The sequence below is a fragment of the Roseateles sp. P5_E4 genome, from assembly GCF_054049255.1.
On sequence record NZ_JBFUMS010000005.1, the window covers coordinates 49,089 to 66,577 of the forward strand.

Annotated in this window: 17 protein-coding genes; 13 read left to right on the forward strand and 4 right to left on the reverse strand. The window is 67.8% G+C overall.

The features are described 5' to 3' along the window. The first annotated feature begins 397 nt into the window (after positions 1–397). From ACXJLH_RS11340 to ACXJLH_RS11350, 3 genes are all read left to right on the forward strand, one after another. Positions 398–1,348 carry an ABC transporter ATP-binding protein gene (locus ACXJLH_RS11340; RefSeq protein ID WP_457444128.1) on the forward strand — a complete coding sequence of 317 codons (951 nt, stop codon included), beginning with the start codon at positions 398–400 and terminating at the stop codon, positions 1,346–1,348. Beyond that, a complete protein-coding gene (locus ACXJLH_RS11345; protein ID WP_457444130.1) occupies positions 1,341–2,300 on the forward strand; it encodes a peptide ABC transporter ATP-binding protein in 960 nt (319 codons plus the stop codon). The genes ACXJLH_RS11340 and ACXJLH_RS11345 overlap by 8 nt, the downstream gene beginning before the upstream one ends. 166 nt (positions 2,301–2,466) lie before the next feature. After that, a complete protein-coding gene (locus ACXJLH_RS11350; RefSeq protein WP_457356344.1) occupies positions 2,467–5,466 on the forward strand; it encodes a TonB-dependent receptor in 3,000 nt (999 codons plus the stop codon). 65 nt (positions 5,467–5,531) lie between these two features. Here ACXJLH_RS11350 and ACXJLH_RS11355 read toward each other — a convergent pair whose 3' ends face one another. The 3 genes from ACXJLH_RS11355 to ACXJLH_RS11365 all read right to left on the reverse strand — a co-directional run bounded on the left by ACXJLH_RS11355 (position 5,532) and on the right by ACXJLH_RS11365 (position 7,670). Beyond that, positions 5,532–5,786 carry a YMGG-like glycine zipper-containing protein gene (locus tag ACXJLH_RS11355; protein ID WP_056201292.1) on the reverse strand — a complete coding sequence of 85 codons (255 nt, stop codon included), beginning with the start codon at positions 5,784–5,786 and terminating at the stop codon, positions 5,532–5,534. A gap of 160 nt (positions 5,787–5,946) precedes the next feature. Beyond that, the gene (locus tag ACXJLH_RS11360; protein WP_056200449.1) at positions 5,947–6,249 is read right to left on the reverse strand and encodes a PsiF family protein; all 303 of its coding nucleotides are present in this window, start codon (positions 6,247–6,249) and stop codon (positions 5,947–5,949) included. A gap of 83 nt (positions 6,250–6,332) precedes the next feature. After that, entirely contained in the window at positions 6,333–7,670 is a 1,338-nt protein-coding gene (locus ACXJLH_RS11365) for a serine/threonine-protein kinase (protein ID WP_457444132.1), read from the reverse strand. A 40-nt stretch (positions 7,671–7,710) separates the two neighbouring features. Between ACXJLH_RS11365 and ACXJLH_RS11370 the strand changes: the two genes are divergently transcribed. The 8 genes from ACXJLH_RS11370 to ACXJLH_RS11405 all read left to right on the forward strand — a co-directional run bounded on the left by ACXJLH_RS11370 (position 7,711) and on the right by ACXJLH_RS11405 (position 15,192). Continuing rightward, positions 7,711–8,109 (forward strand): VOC family protein, encoded by a 399-nt coding sequence (locus tag ACXJLH_RS11370; RefSeq protein ID WP_056200455.1) that lies wholly within the window; start codon positions 7,711–7,713, stop codon positions 8,107–8,109. A gap of 54 nt (positions 8,110–8,163) precedes the next feature. Then, on the forward strand, positions 8,164–9,882 hold the full coding sequence (argS, locus tag ACXJLH_RS11375) for an arginine--tRNA ligase (RefSeq protein WP_457444133.1): 1,719 nt from the start codon (positions 8,164–8,166) through the stop codon (positions 9,880–9,882). Beyond that, positions 9,879–10,544: an SPOR domain-containing protein gene (locus tag ACXJLH_RS11380; protein WP_457356340.1), complete on the forward strand. Its 666-nt coding sequence runs from the start codon at positions 9,879–9,881 to the stop codon at positions 10,542–10,544. Before argS ends, ACXJLH_RS11380 begins: the two co-directional genes overlap by 4 nt. Before the next feature lie 31 nt (positions 10,545–10,575). Next, the gene (locus ACXJLH_RS11385; protein ID WP_457444135.1) at positions 10,576–11,238 is read left to right on the forward strand and encodes a thiol:disulfide interchange protein DsbA/DsbL; all 663 of its coding nucleotides are present in this window, start codon (positions 10,576–10,578) and stop codon (positions 11,236–11,238) included. 73 nt (positions 11,239–11,311) lie between these two features. Next, a complete protein-coding gene (locus tag ACXJLH_RS11390) occupies positions 11,312–11,971 on the forward strand; it encodes a thiol:disulfide interchange protein DsbA/DsbL (protein ID WP_457444137.1) in 660 nt (219 codons plus the stop codon). A 71-nt stretch (positions 11,972–12,042) separates the two neighbouring features. Continuing rightward, positions 12,043–12,657 carry a lipopolysaccharide transport periplasmic protein LptA gene (lptA, locus tag ACXJLH_RS11395; RefSeq protein WP_162247822.1) on the forward strand — a complete coding sequence of 205 codons (615 nt, stop codon included), beginning with the start codon at positions 12,043–12,045 and terminating at the stop codon, positions 12,655–12,657. After that, positions 12,654–13,439 (forward strand): LPS export ABC transporter ATP-binding protein, encoded by a 786-nt coding sequence (lptB, locus tag ACXJLH_RS11400; protein ID WP_056200473.1) that lies wholly within the window; start codon positions 12,654–12,656, stop codon positions 13,437–13,439. Before lptA ends, lptB begins: the two co-directional genes overlap by 4 nt. Before the next feature lie 247 nt (positions 13,440–13,686). Continuing rightward, positions 13,687–15,192 (forward strand): RNA polymerase factor sigma-54, encoded by a 1,506-nt coding sequence (locus tag ACXJLH_RS11405; RefSeq protein WP_457356335.1) that lies wholly within the window; start codon positions 13,687–13,689, stop codon positions 15,190–15,192. A 14-nt stretch (positions 15,193–15,206) separates the two neighbouring features. Here the strand turns inward: ACXJLH_RS11405 and ACXJLH_RS11410 are convergent, their stop codons facing one another. Further along, positions 15,207–16,040, reverse strand: coding sequence for a cupin domain-containing protein (locus ACXJLH_RS11410; protein WP_457444139.1), 834 nt, complete (start codon positions 16,038–16,040; stop codon positions 15,207–15,209). 125 nt (positions 16,041–16,165) lie between these two features. Between ACXJLH_RS11410 and ACXJLH_RS11415 the strand changes: the two genes are divergently transcribed. Beyond that, on the forward strand, positions 16,166–16,513 hold the full coding sequence (locus ACXJLH_RS11415; protein WP_457322285.1) for a hypothetical protein: 348 nt from the start codon (positions 16,166–16,168) through the stop codon (positions 16,511–16,513). 38 nt (positions 16,514–16,551) lie between these two features. Then, complete coding sequence (locus tag ACXJLH_RS11420; protein ID WP_457444141.1) at positions 16,552–17,484, forward strand: alpha/beta fold hydrolase; 933 nt, start codon at positions 16,552–16,554, stop codon at positions 17,482–17,484. Positions 17,485–17,489 lie beyond the last annotated feature (5 nt).

Sequence of the window (17,489 nt, forward strand, 5' to 3'; positions counted from 1 at the left end):
TGAGGCTCGCTGCGCTCGCGCCCCGGGCTTCTGCGCTTCTCGGCGGTTTAGAAGGGGAGGCTCCAGGAACAGCCGGACAGCCAACAGCCAAGCCCCAAAGCCGTTCGCAACGAGGTATTCCTCTTCCCCCCTCTGAGCCTGCCGAGGAACGGAAGGCCTTGAGGCCGTGCGCGCAGCGCACTTCGTGGACTGACTCCGCGCAACTGTTTGACCGTAGCGTAGCGAAGGGAGTTTTGCGCGGGGCCTCAAGGCCTGAGTACCGCAGGGAACCCGAAGCGCAGCGCAGGGCGGGCGGATCGGGGGCGGTTTCTTTGGTTACTTTCTTGGGCGCCCAAGAAAGTGACTCGCCCGCGGGGGCGAACTCCCCGCTGGGCCTGGCCATCAACCCAAACCACCGATGAGCCTCCTCCAAATCAAGAACCTCCGCGTCCAGTTCGGCAACTTCCCCGCCGTCGACGGCGTGGACCTGACGCTGGACGCGGGCGAGCTGCTCGGCATCGTCGGCGAATCGGGCTCGGGCAAGTCAGTCACCATGCTGGCGCTGATGGGCCTCATCGACGCGCCCGGCAAGGTCACGGCGGACGCGCTGGAGTTCCAGGGTCGCGACCTGCTGAAGCTCAATGCCGCCGAGCGCCGCGCGCTGATCGGCCGCGACGTGGCTATGGTGTTCCAGGACGCGCTGAGCAGCCTCAACCCGAGCTACACGGTCGGCGCGCAGATCGCCGAGGTGCTGAAGGCGCATCTGGGCCTGCGTGGCGCGGCGGCGAAGCAGCGGGTCATCGAGCTGCTGGAGCTGGTCGAGATCCCCGACGCGGCCAGCCGCGCCAGGGCCTACCCGCACCAGCTGTCGGGCGGCATGAACCAGCGCGTGATGATTGCAATGGCGATCGCCTGCGGCCCCAAGCTCTTGATCGCCGACGAGCCGACCACCGCGCTGGACGTGACCATCCAGGCCCAGATCATGGCCCTGCTGTTGAAGCTGCAGCGCGAGCAGGGCATGGGCCTGATCATGATCACGCACGACCTCGCCATAGTGGCCGAGATGGCGCAGCGCATTGCCGTCATGTACGCCGGCCAGATCGTCGAGACCGGGCCCGTACCGGAGCTGTTCGACGCGCCACGCCACCCGTACACGAATGCGTTGCTCGCAGCCATTCCCGAACACAACAAGGGCGCGACGCGCCTGTCAGCCCTGCCCGGCATCGTGCCCGGCGCGCTGGACAGGCCCAAGGGCTGCCTGCTGTCGCCGCGCTGCCCGCGCGTGCAGCCGCGCTGCGTGGCCGAGCGGCCGGCGCTGGAGAACGGTGTGCGCTGCTTCTTCCCCGTCGAGGAGCACGCCCATGTCTGAGCTCCTCCTCGAAGCGGCCGACCTCGCCCGGCACTACAGCGTCAGCCGCGGCCTCTTTAGCCCCAAGGCCACGGTGAAGGCGCTCAACGGTGTCAGCTTCACGCTCGCGCCCAAGAAGACGCTGGCCGTCGTCGGCGAATCGGGCTGCGGCAAGAGCACGCTGGCGCGCCAGCTGACGCTGATCGAGCACCCGACGCGCGGCGCCTTGAAGATCAGCGGCACCGATGCCGCGACGGCCGACAAGGCCACGCTGAAGTCGTTGCGCCGCCAGGTGCAGATGGTGTTCCAGAACCCCTTCGCGTCGCTGAACCCGCGCAAGACCGTCGAGACCACGCTGGCCGAACCGCTGCTGATCAATACGCCGATGACGGCACTGGAGCGGCGCGAGCGCGTGGCGGCGCTGGCGGCCAAGGTGGGCCTGCGGCCCGAGCACCTGCGCCGTTACCCGCACATGTTCTCGGGCGGCCAGCGCCAGCGCATCGCCATCGCCCGGGCCATGATCCTGAACCCCGGCATCGTCGTCGCCGACGAGCCGGTCAGCGCGCTGGACGTGTCCATCCAGGCCCAGATCCTGAACCTCTTCATGGACCTGCAGGACGAGTTCGGCACGGGCTATGTGTTCATCTCGCACAACCTCAGCGTCGTCGAGCATGTGGCCGACGAGGTCATGGTGATGTACCTCGGCACGGCCGTGGAGATCGGCGAGAAGAAGCGCCTGTTCGCGTCGCCGCTGCACCCCTACACGCGGGCGCTGATGAGCGCGACACCGGCGCTGCGCAAGGCGGACCGGCGCGAGCGCATCGTCATCCATGGCGAGCTGCCCAGCCCGCTGAATCCGCCGAGCGGCTGCAGCTTCCACAAGCGTTGCCCGCTGGCCGTGCCGCGCTGCAGCGAAGAGGTGCCGCTGCTGCGCGAGGTGGACGGGCGGCGCGTCGCCTGCCACGTCGTTTGACGTGACTCGCAGGTGAGGCGCGGCGGGCATAACCGCCGTACATGCCCCGCCGTCATTCCGTGATGCGCGGAGTGTTGCTCCGGTGCCGACTTCGCGGGCTTGGCCCCTGATGGGGTGTGACTTGCGTCGCAAGAATCTTTGCATTCGGCAACGCAAGGACAACACCATGAGATTCCAGCCCACTCCCATCACCTGTGGCTTCGCCGCCCTGCTGATGAGCCTGCAGGGCGCAGCCCTGGCCCAGCAGGCCAACGCCCCGGACAGCGCCAAGGCCAAGGCCGACGCGCAGGCGCTGGAGAAGGTCGTCATCACGGGCATCCGCGCCTCGCTGGAAAGCTCGCTGGACGCCAAGCGCAACGCCTCGGCCAACGTGGACGTCATCACGGCCGTGGACGTGGGCAAGATGCCCGACAAGAACCTGGCCGACTCGCTGCAGCGCGTCGTCGGCGTGGCGGTGCGCACGGACTACGACGAGGCCGAGAAGGTCGCCATGCGCGGCACCAACCCCGACATGTCGCTGATCCTGTTCAACGGCCACACCGTCTCTGGCGGTGACTGGTACCTGTCCGACCAGGCCTCCAGCAGCCGCTCCACCAGCCTGTCGCTGATGCCCTCGTCGGTGCTGAACTCGGCCACCGTCTACAAGACCTCGCAGGCCAATATCCTGGACGGCGGCTTGGCCGGCACCATCAATGTGACGACCCGCAAACCCCTGGACAATCCGAAGGGCTTCAGCGGCGTGGTCAGCGCCGGCGCCGTGTACGCCGACCTGCCCGGCAAGACCAGCCCGCAGCTCAACGCCAGCCTGAACTGGAAGAACGAGGACAGCACGCTGGGCTTCATCGGCCAGGTCTTCGCCGAGAAGCGCTACATCCGCCGCGACACCGCCTCGCGCTTCGCCTACGGCGCCAACTCCGGCTGGGACCAGATCAACACGGCCACCATGCTGGGCATCACCGACGCCTCGCTGGCAGGCACACCCTACAAGGCAGCGGACTTGAACGGCGTGCGCCTGCCCGGCTCGATGTCCACCGAATTCGTGGAAGGTGTGCGTGACCGCAAGGGCGGCATGTTCTCCGGCCAGCTCAAGCCCACCAGCAATACCGAAGTCGGCCTGACCGGCTTCTACTCCAAGATGAACGCAGCCAACTTCGGCCGCGCGACCATGGGCGCCATTTACCAGATGCTGGCCGGCCAGTCCGGCCCGCTGGGCGGCACCACGGCCACCAACGTCAACGGCCAGCGTGTCTATGCCTCCATAAAAAACCCGGTGATCGTCGAAGAGGAGACCATCTACGGCCACAAGCTGCGCGTGCTCAAGTCCGCGGAAATCTCTTACGCGAACGGCCTGCCGGCCCAGTACGCCGGCGACTCCGAAGGCTTCTACCGCAGCGGCGCGTACGCCAGCTCCGGCTTCCTGGACCTGGATGGCAAGTGGGTCGTCAATGACAAGCTGACCCTCAAGGGCCTGCTGAGCACAACCAAGGGCGTCGGCCACACCGACATGGACCGCGGCCTGACCTACTCGCGCTACGGCCAGGGCATCAAGTACGACATCACCGACCTGGAGAAGGCGCCGGACTTCAGCTGGATCAACGCCGGCAGCGGCACCACGCCCCTGGCCAGCAGCGCGGCCGCCGGCACGCCCGGCTACCGCCTGACCGGCCGCAGCGGCCTGAACCGCTACCACACCATCGACAGCGAGAAGAGCTTCGCCATCGACGGCGAGTACACGCAGGACAGCGGCATCTTCAGCTCGATGAACTTCGGCTTTCGCAACGCCGATCACCGCCGCCAATACGGCCTGTCGACCGTGGCCTTGAAGTCCGCTTTCGTGGCAGCCAACGCGCCTGACCCGGCCCTGGCCGTGCCCTACCCCGGCGACTTCGGCCAGTACCTCGGCGGCAACTTCGACAACTCCGGCTTCTATTTCTCGCGGGACACGCTGACCAGCCTCTTCGGCGACCTGGCCAAGCAAACCAACTCTCAATGGGAGCGCCGCATCTCCGGCTCCATCGACCTGCGCGAAGTGCAGAGCGCGGCCTACCTGATGCAGAACTTGGAAGGCGAGAAGTGGTCCGGCAATGTCGGCCTGCGCCTGGTGCGCACGACCGTCACCTCCCGCACCCCCGTGCCGATTCCGGCAGGCGCCTGCCTGCGCATCGAGCCGGGCAAGCCCTATGTGCCCTGCGCCGCCTACCCGGACGCCATCCTCGACGTCAGCGAAGGCCAGCCCTACTACGACAACGTGCCCTTCAACGGTGCCACGGGCGTGATCTACCGAAAGGAGAGCACCCGGCGCACATTCGACGACATCCTGCCGAGCCTGAACCTGCGCTATGAGTTCGCCACGGGCCTGGTCGGCCGCCTGGGCCTGTCCAAGACCATCGGCCGCCAGAACTACAACCTCTACGGCGCTACCTATTCAGCCCAAGCCTGCAACTCGCAGGGCTGCACGGTGACCGGCCCGAACCCGAACCTGACGCCGATGAGCTCACGCAACCTGGACATCTCGGTGGCCTGGTATTACGACAAGCGCGCCATGCTGGCGCTCTCCGGCTTCAGTTCGCTGATCGACGGCTACGCCAAGACCGGAGGCACGTCGTCGGGCCAGACCGTCGAGCTGTACGACGGCACGACCAACCAGTACCGCACCTACCTGATCAACAGCTCAACGCAGCAGAAGGCCCGCATCCGCGGCCTCGAGCTGTCATGGGAACAGCCGATCGCCTGGGGCTTCGGCTTTCAGTCCAACGCCAGCTACACCGAGACGCGCGTCGAAGACGGCCGCCCGATGACCGGCGCTTCCAAGATTGCCGGCAATGTGGGCGGGTACTGGGAAAACGACGTGTTCAGCGCTCGCCTGGTCTACAACTACCGCGGCAAGTACGTGTCGAGCACCACGGCACCGTCCCCGACGGCCAACAGCCAGGGCAATTCGACCATCGGTGGTGTGCTGATGCCTTCCGCGCCGACGATCGCGGCACCGGTGTCCAACGTGGCCTTCTCGGCCAACTACAACGTCACACCGGAATTGCAGATCTCGTTCAGCGCCACCAACCTGACCAACCCGGTCCGCGCCACCTATCGCTATAGCGAGGCGGAGCAGCAGAAGGTCGACGCGTCAGGCCGCCAGTACTACCTGGAGGCGCGCTACAAGTTCTGAGACTTGCCTTGGCGCATCCTCGGCGCATCCAGGAAAGGCCGGCTCGCGCCGGCCTTCTTCATTCCTCAGCGGTTTCTCTTCTTCGACACTTCATTGCCGACGACGCCGCCGGCCGCCGCGCCGATGGCGGCACCGGTGGTTGTGCCGGTCACCGCGCCGCCGACGACGGCGCCCGCCGTGGCGCCAACGATGGTGCTGGTCTCACGGGATGACATGCCCGCACAGGCCGTCAGGGCCAGCGTCGCGGCTGCGGCGAGGGACAGGACCGTCACGCGCCAATAGGCGCCATTCGGGCTGGAAAACGTTGCAAAGCTGTTCATGGTCTGCTCCTTGAGGGAGGTGATCAGGTGAGTCAACTTTCGTCGCCAGCCGCCGGCGCCGGAACCAGCCCAGGGGCCGATGAGGCGTGGGACTTGTCCTAGCGTACAAAGCAAAGAGCCACCCGAAGGTGGCTCTCGTCCTACAGGGCTTGTCAGCCAGTCACTTGGGCGCCGAGGCGGCGTCGGCCATGCACTTCTTGATGTGGCTCTTGGCTGCGGCGCCATGCAGCTTCTTGTCGGCGGCAGACTTGTCGCAGGCGGCGCTGGAAGGAGCAGCTGCGGGCGCAGATGCTGCAGCGGCGCCACCGGACAGGCATTCCTTCATGAACGCCTTGCGCTCGTCACCCTTCTTGCCGCCGGTCTTGGCCTCGGCATTGCAGGCCTTCATCTTGTCCTGCTGCGGCGTGGCCTGGGCCCCAAAGGCAACGGCGGCACAGGCGAGCAGGATGGCAATTCGTTTCATCGGGAACTCCTTCTTCGGGAGGTGGATAGGCGAGTCAATTCAAGCATGCGCCCATGACACTGCCAAGCCGTGTTTCATCGGCGTCACAGAATTCTTCGCGGATGGTGCAGAGCCTCGTGGGCGGCATGCAGGCGGCGCACCAGCACGCGGATGAAGCCGCGGTCGAAGCGGTGCTGGCATTCGGGGCTCAATTGACCCACGGACTCCGGCGTGAAGCAGATCGTCGTGCACTCCTGGCTGATGCGGATGTCGGCGCTGTGCCGGCGCAGGTCCGGGTTGGGCGCGAGATAGGCCATCTCGCCCACCGAGGTGCCCTGGCCCAGCGAGGCCACCAGCCGGCCGTCGCGGAAGACCTGGACCTCGCCCTGGGCAATGATGTGAAAGCTGTTGCCCTCCTGGCCGCGCCTGAAGAGGGCATGGCCGACGGGGTAGCGCTTCCAGCGCGCGCGCCTCACCACTTCCCACAGCTGCACGTCGCCGAAGTCGGCAAAGAACTCCAGCGAACGCAACAGGTTGAAACGTTCGGAGTCACGCACCTCGCCGAGGCGGTTCAGCGGCACCTGCTGGCTGGCCACCAGCGCCGATAGCGCCTGGGCAAAGCTCTCCCAGTCGGCGAAGCGCTCGTGCGGGTTCTTGGCCAGCGCGCGCAGCACGACGGCATCCAGCCCCTCGGTGACGCCCTGGCGCTGGCCCATCAGCGGCAGCGGCGGCTGGTGGTAGATCTGGTGCATCAGCGCCATCTGGTGCGGCGCGTCGAAGGGCGGGCGGCCGCTGATCAGGTGGTAGAGCACGGCGCCCAGGGCATAGATGTCGGCACGGCAGTCCACATCGCCGCCCTCGATCTGCTCGGGCGGCATATAGGCCAGCGAGCCGACGCGGTGGATCTGCGTCGAATCGGCCAGCAGGTTCAGCGCCGAGCCGAAATCGCTGACCTTGACGTCGACGACCTGGCCGCCTTGGTCCAGCACGGCCAGCAGATTGGCCGGCTTGACGTCGCGGTGGATGACGCCCTGGCGGTAGACATAGCTCAGGGCCATCGCGCACTTGAAACCCAGCTCGACGATCTGGTCCAGCGGCAGCAGGCGGTCGCTGCGGCAGAAGTGCTTCAGCGTGACACCGGGCACGTACTCCATGACGAGATAAGGCGCGGCCTCCTCGGACACGGCGTCGACGATGGCCACGACATTGGGGTGGTGCAGCCGCCCGGCCAGGGCCGCCTCGGCGCTGAAGAAGCGGTTGCTGAAATCGCTGGCCGGTGCATTGGGCGGCGGCGCCCAGGCGCGCATGCGCTTGATGGCCACCTCCTTGTCCTGGAAGGGATCGCGGGCCAGGAAGACATCACTGGTTGCCCCCTCGCCCAGGCGCTTGAGCACCTGGTAGCGGCCGATATGGGCGGGCAGATCGTCAGCAGAGGCGGTCATCGCGAGGCATGATACGGGCCGCTCCTGGAGGTGCCGGCCCTTGTTCTCCCACGTATTTCTCGGTACTCGTGACTTCGAGCGCGCCTTGGCGTTCTACCGCCCGTTGATGGCACTGCTGGGCGTGGCCGAGCGCTTCTGCGAACCCGAAAAACCTTGGGCCGGATGGCAAAGCAGCCCCGGGCCACGGCCATTGTTTCTGCTCGGCAAACCTTTCGACGGCGAGGAGCACGTGCCCGGCAATGGCCAGATGGTGGCGTTGCTGGCTGCCGATCGCGCGCAGGTGGACCAGGCCCATGCGCTGGCCCTGGCCCACGGCGGCCGCTGCGAGGGCGCCCCGGGGCTGAGGCCCCAGTACCACGCGAACTACTACGGCGCCTATTTCCGCGACCCGGACGGCAACAAACTCTGCGTCGCCTGTCACGAGTCGACGGCCGGCTGAGTCGGCGCCGCCGGCGGCTCATGCGTTCAGGGGCTGCCTCCTAGAATCCCGCCCATGATCCAAGCCAAGCAGGCGCTGCTCGCCGCACTCGCCGACTCCCTCCAGGAAATTGCCCCCGGATCGAACGCCGCCGTGGCCTTCGAATCCCCCAAGCAGGCCGCCCATGGCGACTTCGCCTGCACGGCCGCCATGCAGCTGGCCAAGCCGCTCAAGGCCAACCCGCGCGAACTGGCCACCCGACTGATCGCCGCCCTCGAAGCCAAGCCCGCCTTCCAGACCTGGGTGCAGGCGCTGGAGATTGCCGGCCCGGGCTTCATCAACATCCGCCTCAAGCCCGAAGCCAAGCAGGCTGTCGTCGGTGAGGTGCTGGCCGCCGGAGCGAAGTTCGGCCACCGCGCGCCCACGGGTAAGCACGTCATGATCGAGTTCGTGTCGGCCAACCCGACCGGCCCGCTGCACGTGGGCCATGCCCGTCAGGCGGCACTGGGTGATTCGCTGTGCTCGGTGTTCCAGAGCCAGGGCCACGACGTCACCCGCGAGTTCTATTACAACGACGCCGGCGTGCAGATCGCCACGCTGGCCAACTCCACGCAGATGCGCCTGAAGGGCTTCAAGCCCGGTGACGCCGAATGGCCCGAGGCGGCCTACAACGGCGACTACATCCAGGACATCGCCGACGCCTTCCTCGCCAAGGAAACGGTCAAGGCCGACGACCGCGAGTTCACCGCCTCGGGCGACGTGAACGACCTGGACAGCATCCGCCAGTTCGCCGTCGCCTACCTGCGCCACGAGCAGGACCTGGACCTGCAGGCCTTCGGCCTGAAGTTCGACAGCTATTTCCTGGAGACCAGCGTCTACGCCGGCGGCCAGTTGGAGAAGACGGTCGAGCGCATCGTCGCCAATGGCAAGACGTATGAAGAAGGCGGCGCGCTGTGGTTCCGCTCGACCGACTACGGTGACGACAAGGACCGCGTGATGCGCAAGTCCGAGGGTGGCTTCACCTATTTCGTGCCGGACATCGCGTACCACATCAACAAGTTCGAGCGCGGCTACACGCAGTGCATCAACATCCAGGGCACCGACCACCACGGCACCATCGCCCGCGTGCGCGGCGGGCTGCAGGCGGTCGACATGGGCATCCCGCAGGGCTTCCCCGACTACGTGCTGCACAAGATGGTCACGGTCATGAAGGGCGGCGAGGAGGTCAAGATCTCCAAGCGCGCCGGCAGCTATGTGACGCTGCGCGACCTGATCGACTGGACCAGCCGCGACGCGGTGCGCTTTTTCCTGATCAGCCGCAAGGCCGACACCGAGTTCGTCTTCGACATCGACCTGGCGTTGAAGGCCAACGACGAGAACCCGGTGTTCTACGTGCAGTACGCGCATGCGCGCATCTGCTCGGTGATCCGCAAATGGGGCGGCGACGTGTCCACCATCGCCGACGCCGACATGAGCCTGCTGACCGCGCCGACCGAGGAGGCGCTGATGCTCAAGCTCGCCGCCTACCCTGACATGCTCGCGGGTGCCGCCGCCGGCATCGCGCCGCATGACGTGGCCTTCTATGCCCGCGATCTGGCGGGTGCGTACCACTCCTACTACGGCGCCGAACGGGTGCTGGACCAGGCACCCGAGCTGAGCCGCGCCCGCGTCGCGCTGCTGGCCGCGACGCGCCAGGTGCTGGCCAATGCACTGGGCATGCTGGGCGTCAGCGCGCCCGAGCAGATGAACCGCGATATTCCTGAATCTGCCGAATCCCTCACGGAGAACGAATGACTGCTGTCTCGAAACCCGCCGGCCAAAAGAACCAGAAAGGCGGCTTCGTCCTCGGGCTGATCGTCGGCCTGCTGGTGGGCCTGGCCGTTGCGCTGGGCGTGGCCCTGTACATCACCAAGGTGCCCATCCCCTTCGTGAACAAGGTGCCCCAGCGCACGGCCGAGCAGGACGCCGCCGAAACCGAGCGCAACCGCAACTGGGATCCGAACGCGCCGCTGGCCGGCAAGGCCGCCCGCAGCGCCAGCGGTGTCGTCAACGCGCCGGTGGCGACTGCGCCGCCGCCGCCGCCCAGCACGAACGCCAGTGCGGCCGCCGCGACGGCCAGCGCCGCCGCCACGGCAGCCCTGCCCCCGCCTGCCAAGCCAGCCGCCAAGGCCGAAGCACCCGCCTCCGCGCCCCCCGCGACAGCTGCCGCCGGAGCCGACGCCTATGTCTACTTCGTGCAGGCCGGCGCTTTCACCCGCCCCGAAGAAGCCGAGTCCCAGAAGGCCAAGCTGGCCATCCAGGGCTTCACCGCCAAGGTCATGGAGCGCGAGCAGAACGGCCGCACCGTCTTCCGCGTGCGCCTAGGCCCCTCGGACACACGCGAGGCCGCCGAAGACCTGCAGCGCAAGATTGAAGGGGCTGGCTTCGAGGCCAATCTCGTTCGTGTACAACGCTGACCCAACCACAGCCTGAAGGATGACTGCCGCCATGAAGCGCCGCGATTTCTCCGCCCTGCTCGCCTCCGCGCCCCTCGCTGGTGCTGCCGGCAACGCCCTCGCCCAGGGCGGCCCCATTGAAGGCCGCCAGTACCTGGTGCTGAACCCGCCACTGCCCACGACGCCGGGCAAGATCGAGGTGATCGAGTTCTTCTGGTATGGCTGCCCGCACTGCAAAGTGTTCGAGCCGGCCATCGAGGCCTGGGCCAAGCAGTTGCCGGCCGACGTGGCCTTCCGCAAGGTGCACGTGGCCTTCCGCGCCAACGTCAAGATCCACCAGCGCATGTTCTTTGCGCTGGAGTCCATGGGCAAGGAAGCCGCCGCGCGCCCGGCCATCTTCAATGCCATTCACCAGCAGGGCCTGGCCCTGGACGATGCCAAGAGCCAGGCCAAGTTCCTGTCGCCACTGGGCGTCGACCCGACCAAGTACCAGGACGCCTACAACTCCTTCGGCGTCGTCACCAAGTGCGCCCAGGCGGAGAAGCTGTCCGAGGCCTATCACATCGACGGCGTGCCCAGCATCGGCGTCGGTGGCCGCTTCCTGACGTCGCCCAGCCAGGCCGCCGCCGGCCAGCGCCTGCCCGAGGAGGAGCTCGGCCAGAAAGCGCTGCAGATCACCGAATTTCTGATCCAGCGCGTGAGGAACAAGGCATGAGCGCCGCGCCGGGCCGCCCCAAGCCAGCTCGCTCCCGCTCAGGCGGTCAGGCCGCAGGCCGAAGGGTGCCAACATGAAGCGCCGGGAAGCCACCGCGGTCCTGATCGCAGGCGGCTTCGCGCCAGCCGTGTTCGCCCAGGGCGGCCCGGTCGAGGGCAAGCACTACGCGCGCCTGGGCCAGACCCTGCCGGGCACGCCCGGCAAGATCGAGGTCATCGAGTTCTTCTTCTACAAGTGCCCGCACTGCAATACCTTTGACCCGCTGCTGGAGGCCTGGGTGCACCAGCTGCCGGCCGACGTGAGCTTCCGCCGCGTGCCGGTGGGCGCACAGCTCGTGCTCAAGCTGCACCAGCGCATGTACTACGCCCTCGAGGCGATGGGCGCGCTGACGCCGGCCGTGCACGGCGGCATCTTCAGCGCCTTCCACCGTGGCGGCGTCGAAGCCAATGACGAGGCTGCCGTCGTCGCGCTGGTCGGCCGGTTGGGCGTGGACACGGCCAAGTTCAAGCAGGCCTTCAGCTCCTTCGGCGTGCAGGCCAAGGTGCAGCAAGGCATGAAGCTGGCCGAACTGAGCGGCGCCGACAGCACGCCGACGCTCGTCATCGGCGGACGCTGGCGCACCGACCCTGGCATGGCGGGTACGCCCGGCCAGAGCGAGGTGGCCCAGGGCCAACAAGCGCTGGCCGTGGCGGACTTCCTCGTCAAGATGGCACGCGCTGGCAAGGTTTCCTGACGGACTTGCCGCCTGGGAAAGGCTGGGGACGGCAACCGGCCCCTAGAATGGCCTGCAACTTCCGTGCCGCCATGCCTCGCCAACTGATCCCGCTCGCCGCTGCACTCACTCTGGCGCTCGCCTTCTCCGCCGCCCAGGCGGAGAAGGCCGATCGGCTCAAGCCCATGGTTTTCACGGCCGACAAGGAAGGCCGGATCGACAGCGTCAACCAGCGCACCGAGCTGTTCGGCAACGTCATCATCACCAAGGGCACGCTGATGCTGCGCGCCGAGAAGGTGGACGTGCGCGAGACCCGGGACGGCTACCACCAGGCCTATGCCAGCGGTGCAACCGGCCAGCCGGTCAGCTTCCGCCAGGCGCGCGACACGCCCGGCGAAGCCATCGAAGGCCATGCCGATCAGCTCGAATACGACACCAAGTCCGAGACCGTGCGCTTCATCGGCAATGCCAATGTGCGCCGCATGAACGGTGCGACGGTGGCCCAGGAGGTCACGGGCGCCGTCATCATCTACGACAGCCGCACCGAGGTCTTCGCGCTGGAAGGCGGCAGCGCCTCGCCCAACCCGAATGGCCGCGTGCGCATGGTGCTGATGCCGCGCGCCCAGCCCGACACCCCGGCCTCGGCGCCCCCGGCAGGGCTGCCGCTGCAGCCATCCACGACGATCACACCGCCGAAATCTCCATGACCACGGCCGAGCCCGTCACCAGCCGCCCCGCGGCGGAATGCGGCAGCCGCCTTGAGGCCGAGGCGCTGGCCAAGACCTATGGCGTGCGCAAGGTCGTCAAGAATGTCCATGTGCGCGTGGACTGCGGCGAGGTCGTCGGCCTGCTCGGCCCCAATGGCGCGGGCAAGACGACCAGCTTTTACATGATCGTCGGGCTGGTGCGTTCGGACGCCGGCGTCATCCGCATCGACGGCGCCGAGGTGCAGCGCCTGCCCATCCATGCCCGCGCCCGCCTGGGCCTGAGCTACTTGCCGCAGGAAGCGTCGATCTTCCGCAAGCTGACCGTCGAGCAGAACATCCGTGCGGTGCTGGAGCTGCAGCAGGACGAACGCGGCAAGGCCCTGTCCAAGGCACGCATCGACGAGCTGCTGAACAGCCTGCTGCACGACCTCTCCATCGAAGGCCTGCGCGACAGCCCGGCGCCGGCGCTGTCGGGCGGTGAGCGCCGTCGCGTCGAGATCGCCCGGGCGCTGGCGACGCAGCCGCGCTTCATCCTGCTGGACGAGCCCTTCGCCGGCGTCGACCCCATCGCGGTGCTGGAGATCCAGCGCATCATCGGCTTCCTGAAGGCGCGCGGAATCGGCGTGCTGATCACGGACCACAACGTCCGCGAGACGCTGGGCATCTGCGACCGCGCCTACATCATCAGCGAGGGCGCCGTGCTCGCCGAAGGCACGCCCGACGAGATCGTGGCCAACGCCGACGTGCGCAAGGTCTATCTCGGCGAAAACTTCAGGATGTGATGAGCCCCTCGTCCAGTCTTGCCGCGCTGAACGCGGGCCAGCCTAGCCGGTCTTGCAGACCGCGCTGCGGCTTGCGCCGCATCCCTTCGGCAGGCACATCGCGCCCACTGGGCGCAATGTGTCCGGCCTCAGCCCCCGAGGGGGCGGCGATGCTTGCGGCATCGAGCCGCAAGCACATCGCCATGGCGGGCCGGCTAGGGAGCGGCCCGGCGCTCGGCCCGCACAACTCACACGCGAGCGTTTCTCCATGAAGCAGACCCTCCAGGTCAGGCTCAGTCAGCATCTCGCGCTGACGCCCCAGCTGCAGCAATCCATCCGGCTGTTGCAGCTGTCCACGCTGGAGCTGCATCAGGAAGTCGAGCAGATGCTGGCCAGCAACCCGCTGCTGGAGACCGAAGAGGAATTCACCGTCAGCACGCCCGAGCTGGCCAGCAATGCGCCGGCCGAAACGTCGGCTGCGGAAACCAGCAGTGACACCGGCGCCGAAGCAGAGACCGCCGAGGCGCCCGAGCTGAGCGGCGAGGACTTCGGCGGCACCGAGCGCGAGGACTGGGAGAACGGCACCGAGAAGGACGACTTCGACGGCATCCGCGAGCTGCCCTCCAGCAGTGGCAGTGGCAGCGGCGACGACGACGGCGAACGCGAGAGCCAGGAGTACGCCGAACTGACGCTGGCCGAGCACCTGGCCGAGCAGCTCGCCGGCCACCACCTGTCGCCGGAAGACCGCGCTGCCCTGCAGGTGCTGATCGAATCGCTGAACGAGGACGGCTACCTCGAAGACCCGCTCGAGGAGATCGCCGCGGCCCTCATCGAAGACGAAGAGGCCCGCGAGGACCTGCTGGACCGCCTGCGCATCGCGCTGCGCCTGCTGCAGAGCCTGGAGCCCGCGGGCATTGCCGCGCGCGACCTGTCCGAATGCCTGGTGCTGCAGCTGCGCGCCTGCCCGAAGTGCCCTGCCCAGGTCATCGCCATCCTGATCTGCAAGGGTCATCTGGAATTGCTGGCCCGGCGCGACATGCGCCGCCTGATGGCCGAGACTGGTGCCGACGAAACCATGCTGCGCGAAGCCCAGGGGCTGATCACCCAGCTCGAGCCCAAGCCGGGCCGGCGCTTCACCCAGGGCGCCGCGGCGGCCATCGTGCCGGACGTCATCGTGCGCAAGAGCGGCCGCGAATTCCGCGTCATGCTCAACCCCGAGGTGGCGCCCAAGCTGCGCATCAACGACCTCTATGCCAACGCATTGCGCGCCACGCGCGGCGGCATCAGCAACTCGCCGCTGGGCGGGCAGCTGCAAGAGGCGCGCTGGTTCATCAAGAACATCCAGCAGCGCTTCGACACCATCCTGCGCGTCAGCCAGGCCATCGTCGAGCGCCAGCGCGGCTTCTTCACGCATGGTGCGCTGGCCATGAAGCCGCTGGTGCTGCGCGAGATTGCCGACGAGCTCGGCCTGCACGAGTCCACCATCTCGCGCGTGACGACGGCCAAGTACATGGCCACCAGCTGGGGCACTTTCGAGCTGAAGTATTTCTTCGGCTCAGGGCTCAGCACCGAGGCTGGCGGCGAGGCGTCCAGCACCGCGGTGCGCGCACTGATCAAGCAGTTCGTCGCGGCGGAGGACATCAAGAAGCCGCTGTCCGACAGCGCGCTGGCGGCGATGCTGGAAGAGCAGGGCATCCAGTGCGCGCGGCGCACGGTGGCCAAGTACCGCGAGGCGATGAAGATTGCGCCGGCGAATTTGCGCAAGGCGCTTTAGGCGCCGCTTCGCCTTCAGCCCTGCGGCAACGCCCCCTTTCGCCACTCCCTCGGCGACTGCCCCGTGTGCGCGCGGAAGGCGCGTGACAGCGCCGCCTCGCCGCCGTAGCCCACGTCCGCTGCGATGTGCTTGAGAGCCCGCCCTTCGCGCAGCCCCTTCTGCGCCAGGCCGATGCGCCAGCGCTGCAGGTAGACGCCCGGCGTGCAGCCGACCACGTCGCGGAAGGTGTTGGCGAATACGGTGCGCGACATGCCGGCCTGCGCCGCCAGCTCCTCCAGCGGCCACTCGAGCTGGGGTGAGTCATGCAGGGCCACCAGTGCCCCGCGCAGCCGTGGGTGTGACAGGCCGGCCAGCATGCCTGACTCCACCTGGCCCTGCGACATCAGCTCGCGCAGCACCCAGATCATCAGCACCTCGAACAGCCGGTTCAGCATCAGCTGGCGGCCGCAGTGAGTGGCTTCGGCCTCGGCGAACAGCTGGCCCAGCACCGGCGCGCAGCTCGGCACCGCCGCCAGCGGCAGGCAGACCCAGGGCGGCAGCGCCGCGGCGATGGGGTGGCTGGCGCCGCCCTCGAAGGCCATGTGGGCACAGACGAACTGGGCGCCGCAGCTCGGGTCCGTCACGAAGCGATGCGCCAGCGGGCGCGGGTAGAGCAACAGGCTGGGTTCGTCGATGCGCAGCGGCTCTGGCGTGCGGTGGTGGACCGTCACGCCGCCCTCGCGGATCAGGTGCAACTGACCGCGCCCGGCCTGGGGCTCCAGGCTGTTGACGCCGCACAGCGGGCCGGTCTGAAAGGTCTCGGCCCGCACGGCGAAGTGCGTGAAGAGGGCGGCAAGTCGGTCGGCCATGGTCAGTACGAATTGCAAACTAAGACGTACCAAATGGTATTTCAAGTACGAGCTTCATCGGCAAAGTTCGTTCTGTCGCAAGACAAACAACCCCACCCCAAGACACCGACTTCCAGGAGCCCGCCATGACCCGCCAACCCAGCTTCAACCGCGCCGTTTTCCAGCTGCTGTTCGCCAGCGTCGCCCTCGTCGGCGCTTCGGCCAACGCCCAGTCCTATGTGACGGACCCCGAGTCGGGCACCAGCGTCAGCGTGGCGTCCACCGTCTCGCGGGCCGAGGTGCTGGCCGACCTGAAGGTCTACCAGGAGTCGGGCCTCGCCGCTGCCGAGCGCGCCGCGGCTGAGACCGGCCAGGACACGCCCGCCCTGCTGGCCGCACGCCAACGCTACGCCACCCTGCGCCAGGGCGACCGCTATGCCGCCCTGGTGGCCGAGTACGCCGCGCGCCGCGGCGAAGCCCACCGCCCCGCCTGATCGCCACGCCCCAACCCCATCACTTTCGAAAGCCCCCCATGAACGCCTTCACCCGCATCGCCCTCGCCGCCACCCTCGCCATCGGCGGTTTTGCTGCCCAGACCCAGGCCACGGCCGCCCCGACCAAGGCGGCCATCGCCAGCCCCTACGTGGCCGCCAACGACGGCACGCCCCTCTACGTCAAGGACTGGGGCCCGAAGACCGGCCCGGTCGTCGTCTTCAGCCATGGCTGGCCGCTGAACGCGGACAGCTGGGAGTCGCAGATGCAGTTCCTGGCCGAGAAGGGCTACCGCGTCATCGCCCATGACCGGCGCGGCCACGGTCGCTCGGGCCAGCCCTGGGCGGGCAACAACATGGACCAGTACGCCGACGACCTCGACGCCGTGCTGCGCGCGCTGGACGTCAAGCGCGCCACGCTGGTGGGCTTCTCCACCGGCGGCGGCGAAGTGGCCCGCTACATCGGCCGCCATGGCACGGCGCGCGTCGCCAAGGCCGTGCTGGTGAGCGCCGTCACGCCCATCATGGGCCAGAGCCCGACCCACCCCGAAGGCGTGCCCACCGCTGTATTCGACAGCCTGCGCAAGGCCTCGCTCGACAACCGCGCCCAGCTCTACAAGGACATCGCCGGCGGCCCCTTCTTCGGCTTCAACCGCCCCGGTGCCAAGCCTTCGGCCGGCCTGGTCGACAGCTTCTACGTGCAGGGCATGCAGGCCGGAGCCAAGGCCACCTACGACAGCATCGAGGCCTTCTTCCATTCCGACTTCCGCGCCGACCTGAAGAAGTTCGACATCCCGACGCTTGTCATCCACGGTGCCGACGACCAGATCGTGCCCATCGAGACCACCGGCCGCGCCACGGCCAAGCTGGTCAAGGGCGCCCGTCTGATCGAGTACGCCGACGGCCCGCACGGCATCACCGACACGCACAAGGACCGCCTCAACCAGGACCTGCTGGACTTCATCCGCCAGTAAGCCTC

Coding starts and splice junctions, on each gene's coding strand:
- ACXJLH_RS11340 (WP_457444128.1), top strand. CDS start 398: ATGAGCCTCCTCCAAATCAAGAACCTCCGCGTCCAGTTCGGCAACTTC.
- ACXJLH_RS11345 (WP_457444130.1), top strand. CDS start 1,341: ATGTCTGAGCTCCTCCTCGAAGCGGCCGACCTCGCCCGGCACTACAGC.
- ACXJLH_RS11350 (WP_457356344.1), top strand. CDS start 2,467: ATGAGATTCCAGCCCACTCCCATCACCTGTGGCTTCGCCGCCCTGCTG.
- ACXJLH_RS11355 (WP_056201292.1), bottom strand. CDS start 5,786: ATGAACAGCTTTGCAACGTTTTCCAGCCCGAATGGCGCCTATTGGCGC.
- ACXJLH_RS11360 (WP_056200449.1), bottom strand. CDS start 6,249: ATGAAACGAATTGCCATCCTGCTCGCCTGTGCCGCCGTTGCCTTTGGG.
- ACXJLH_RS11365 (WP_457444132.1), bottom strand. CDS start 7,670: ATGACCGCCTCTGCTGACGATCTGCCCGCCCATATCGGCCGCTACCAG.
- argS (WP_457444133.1), top strand. CDS start 8,164: ATGATCCAAGCCAAGCAGGCGCTGCTCGCCGCACTCGCCGACTCCCTC.
- ACXJLH_RS11380 (WP_457356340.1), top strand. CDS start 9,879: ATGACTGCTGTCTCGAAACCCGCCGGCCAAAAGAACCAGAAAGGCGGC.
- ACXJLH_RS11385 (WP_457444135.1), top strand. CDS start 10,576: ATGAAGCGCCGCGATTTCTCCGCCCTGCTCGCCTCCGCGCCCCTCGCT.
- ACXJLH_RS11390 (WP_457444137.1), top strand. CDS start 11,312: ATGAAGCGCCGGGAAGCCACCGCGGTCCTGATCGCAGGCGGCTTCGCG.
- lptA (WP_162247822.1), top strand. CDS start 12,043: ATGCCTCGCCAACTGATCCCGCTCGCCGCTGCACTCACTCTGGCGCTC.
- lptB (WP_056200473.1), top strand. CDS start 12,654: ATGACCACGGCCGAGCCCGTCACCAGCCGCCCCGCGGCGGAATGCGGC.
- ACXJLH_RS11405 (WP_457356335.1), top strand. CDS start 13,687: ATGAAGCAGACCCTCCAGGTCAGGCTCAGTCAGCATCTCGCGCTGACG.
- ACXJLH_RS11410 (WP_457444139.1), bottom strand. CDS start 16,040: ATGGCCGACCGACTTGCCGCCCTCTTCACGCACTTCGCCGTGCGGGCC.
- ACXJLH_RS11415 (WP_457322285.1), top strand. CDS start 16,166: ATGACCCGCCAACCCAGCTTCAACCGCGCCGTTTTCCAGCTGCTGTTC.
- ACXJLH_RS11420 (WP_457444141.1), top strand. CDS start 16,552: ATGAACGCCTTCACCCGCATCGCCCTCGCCGCCACCCTCGCCATCGGC.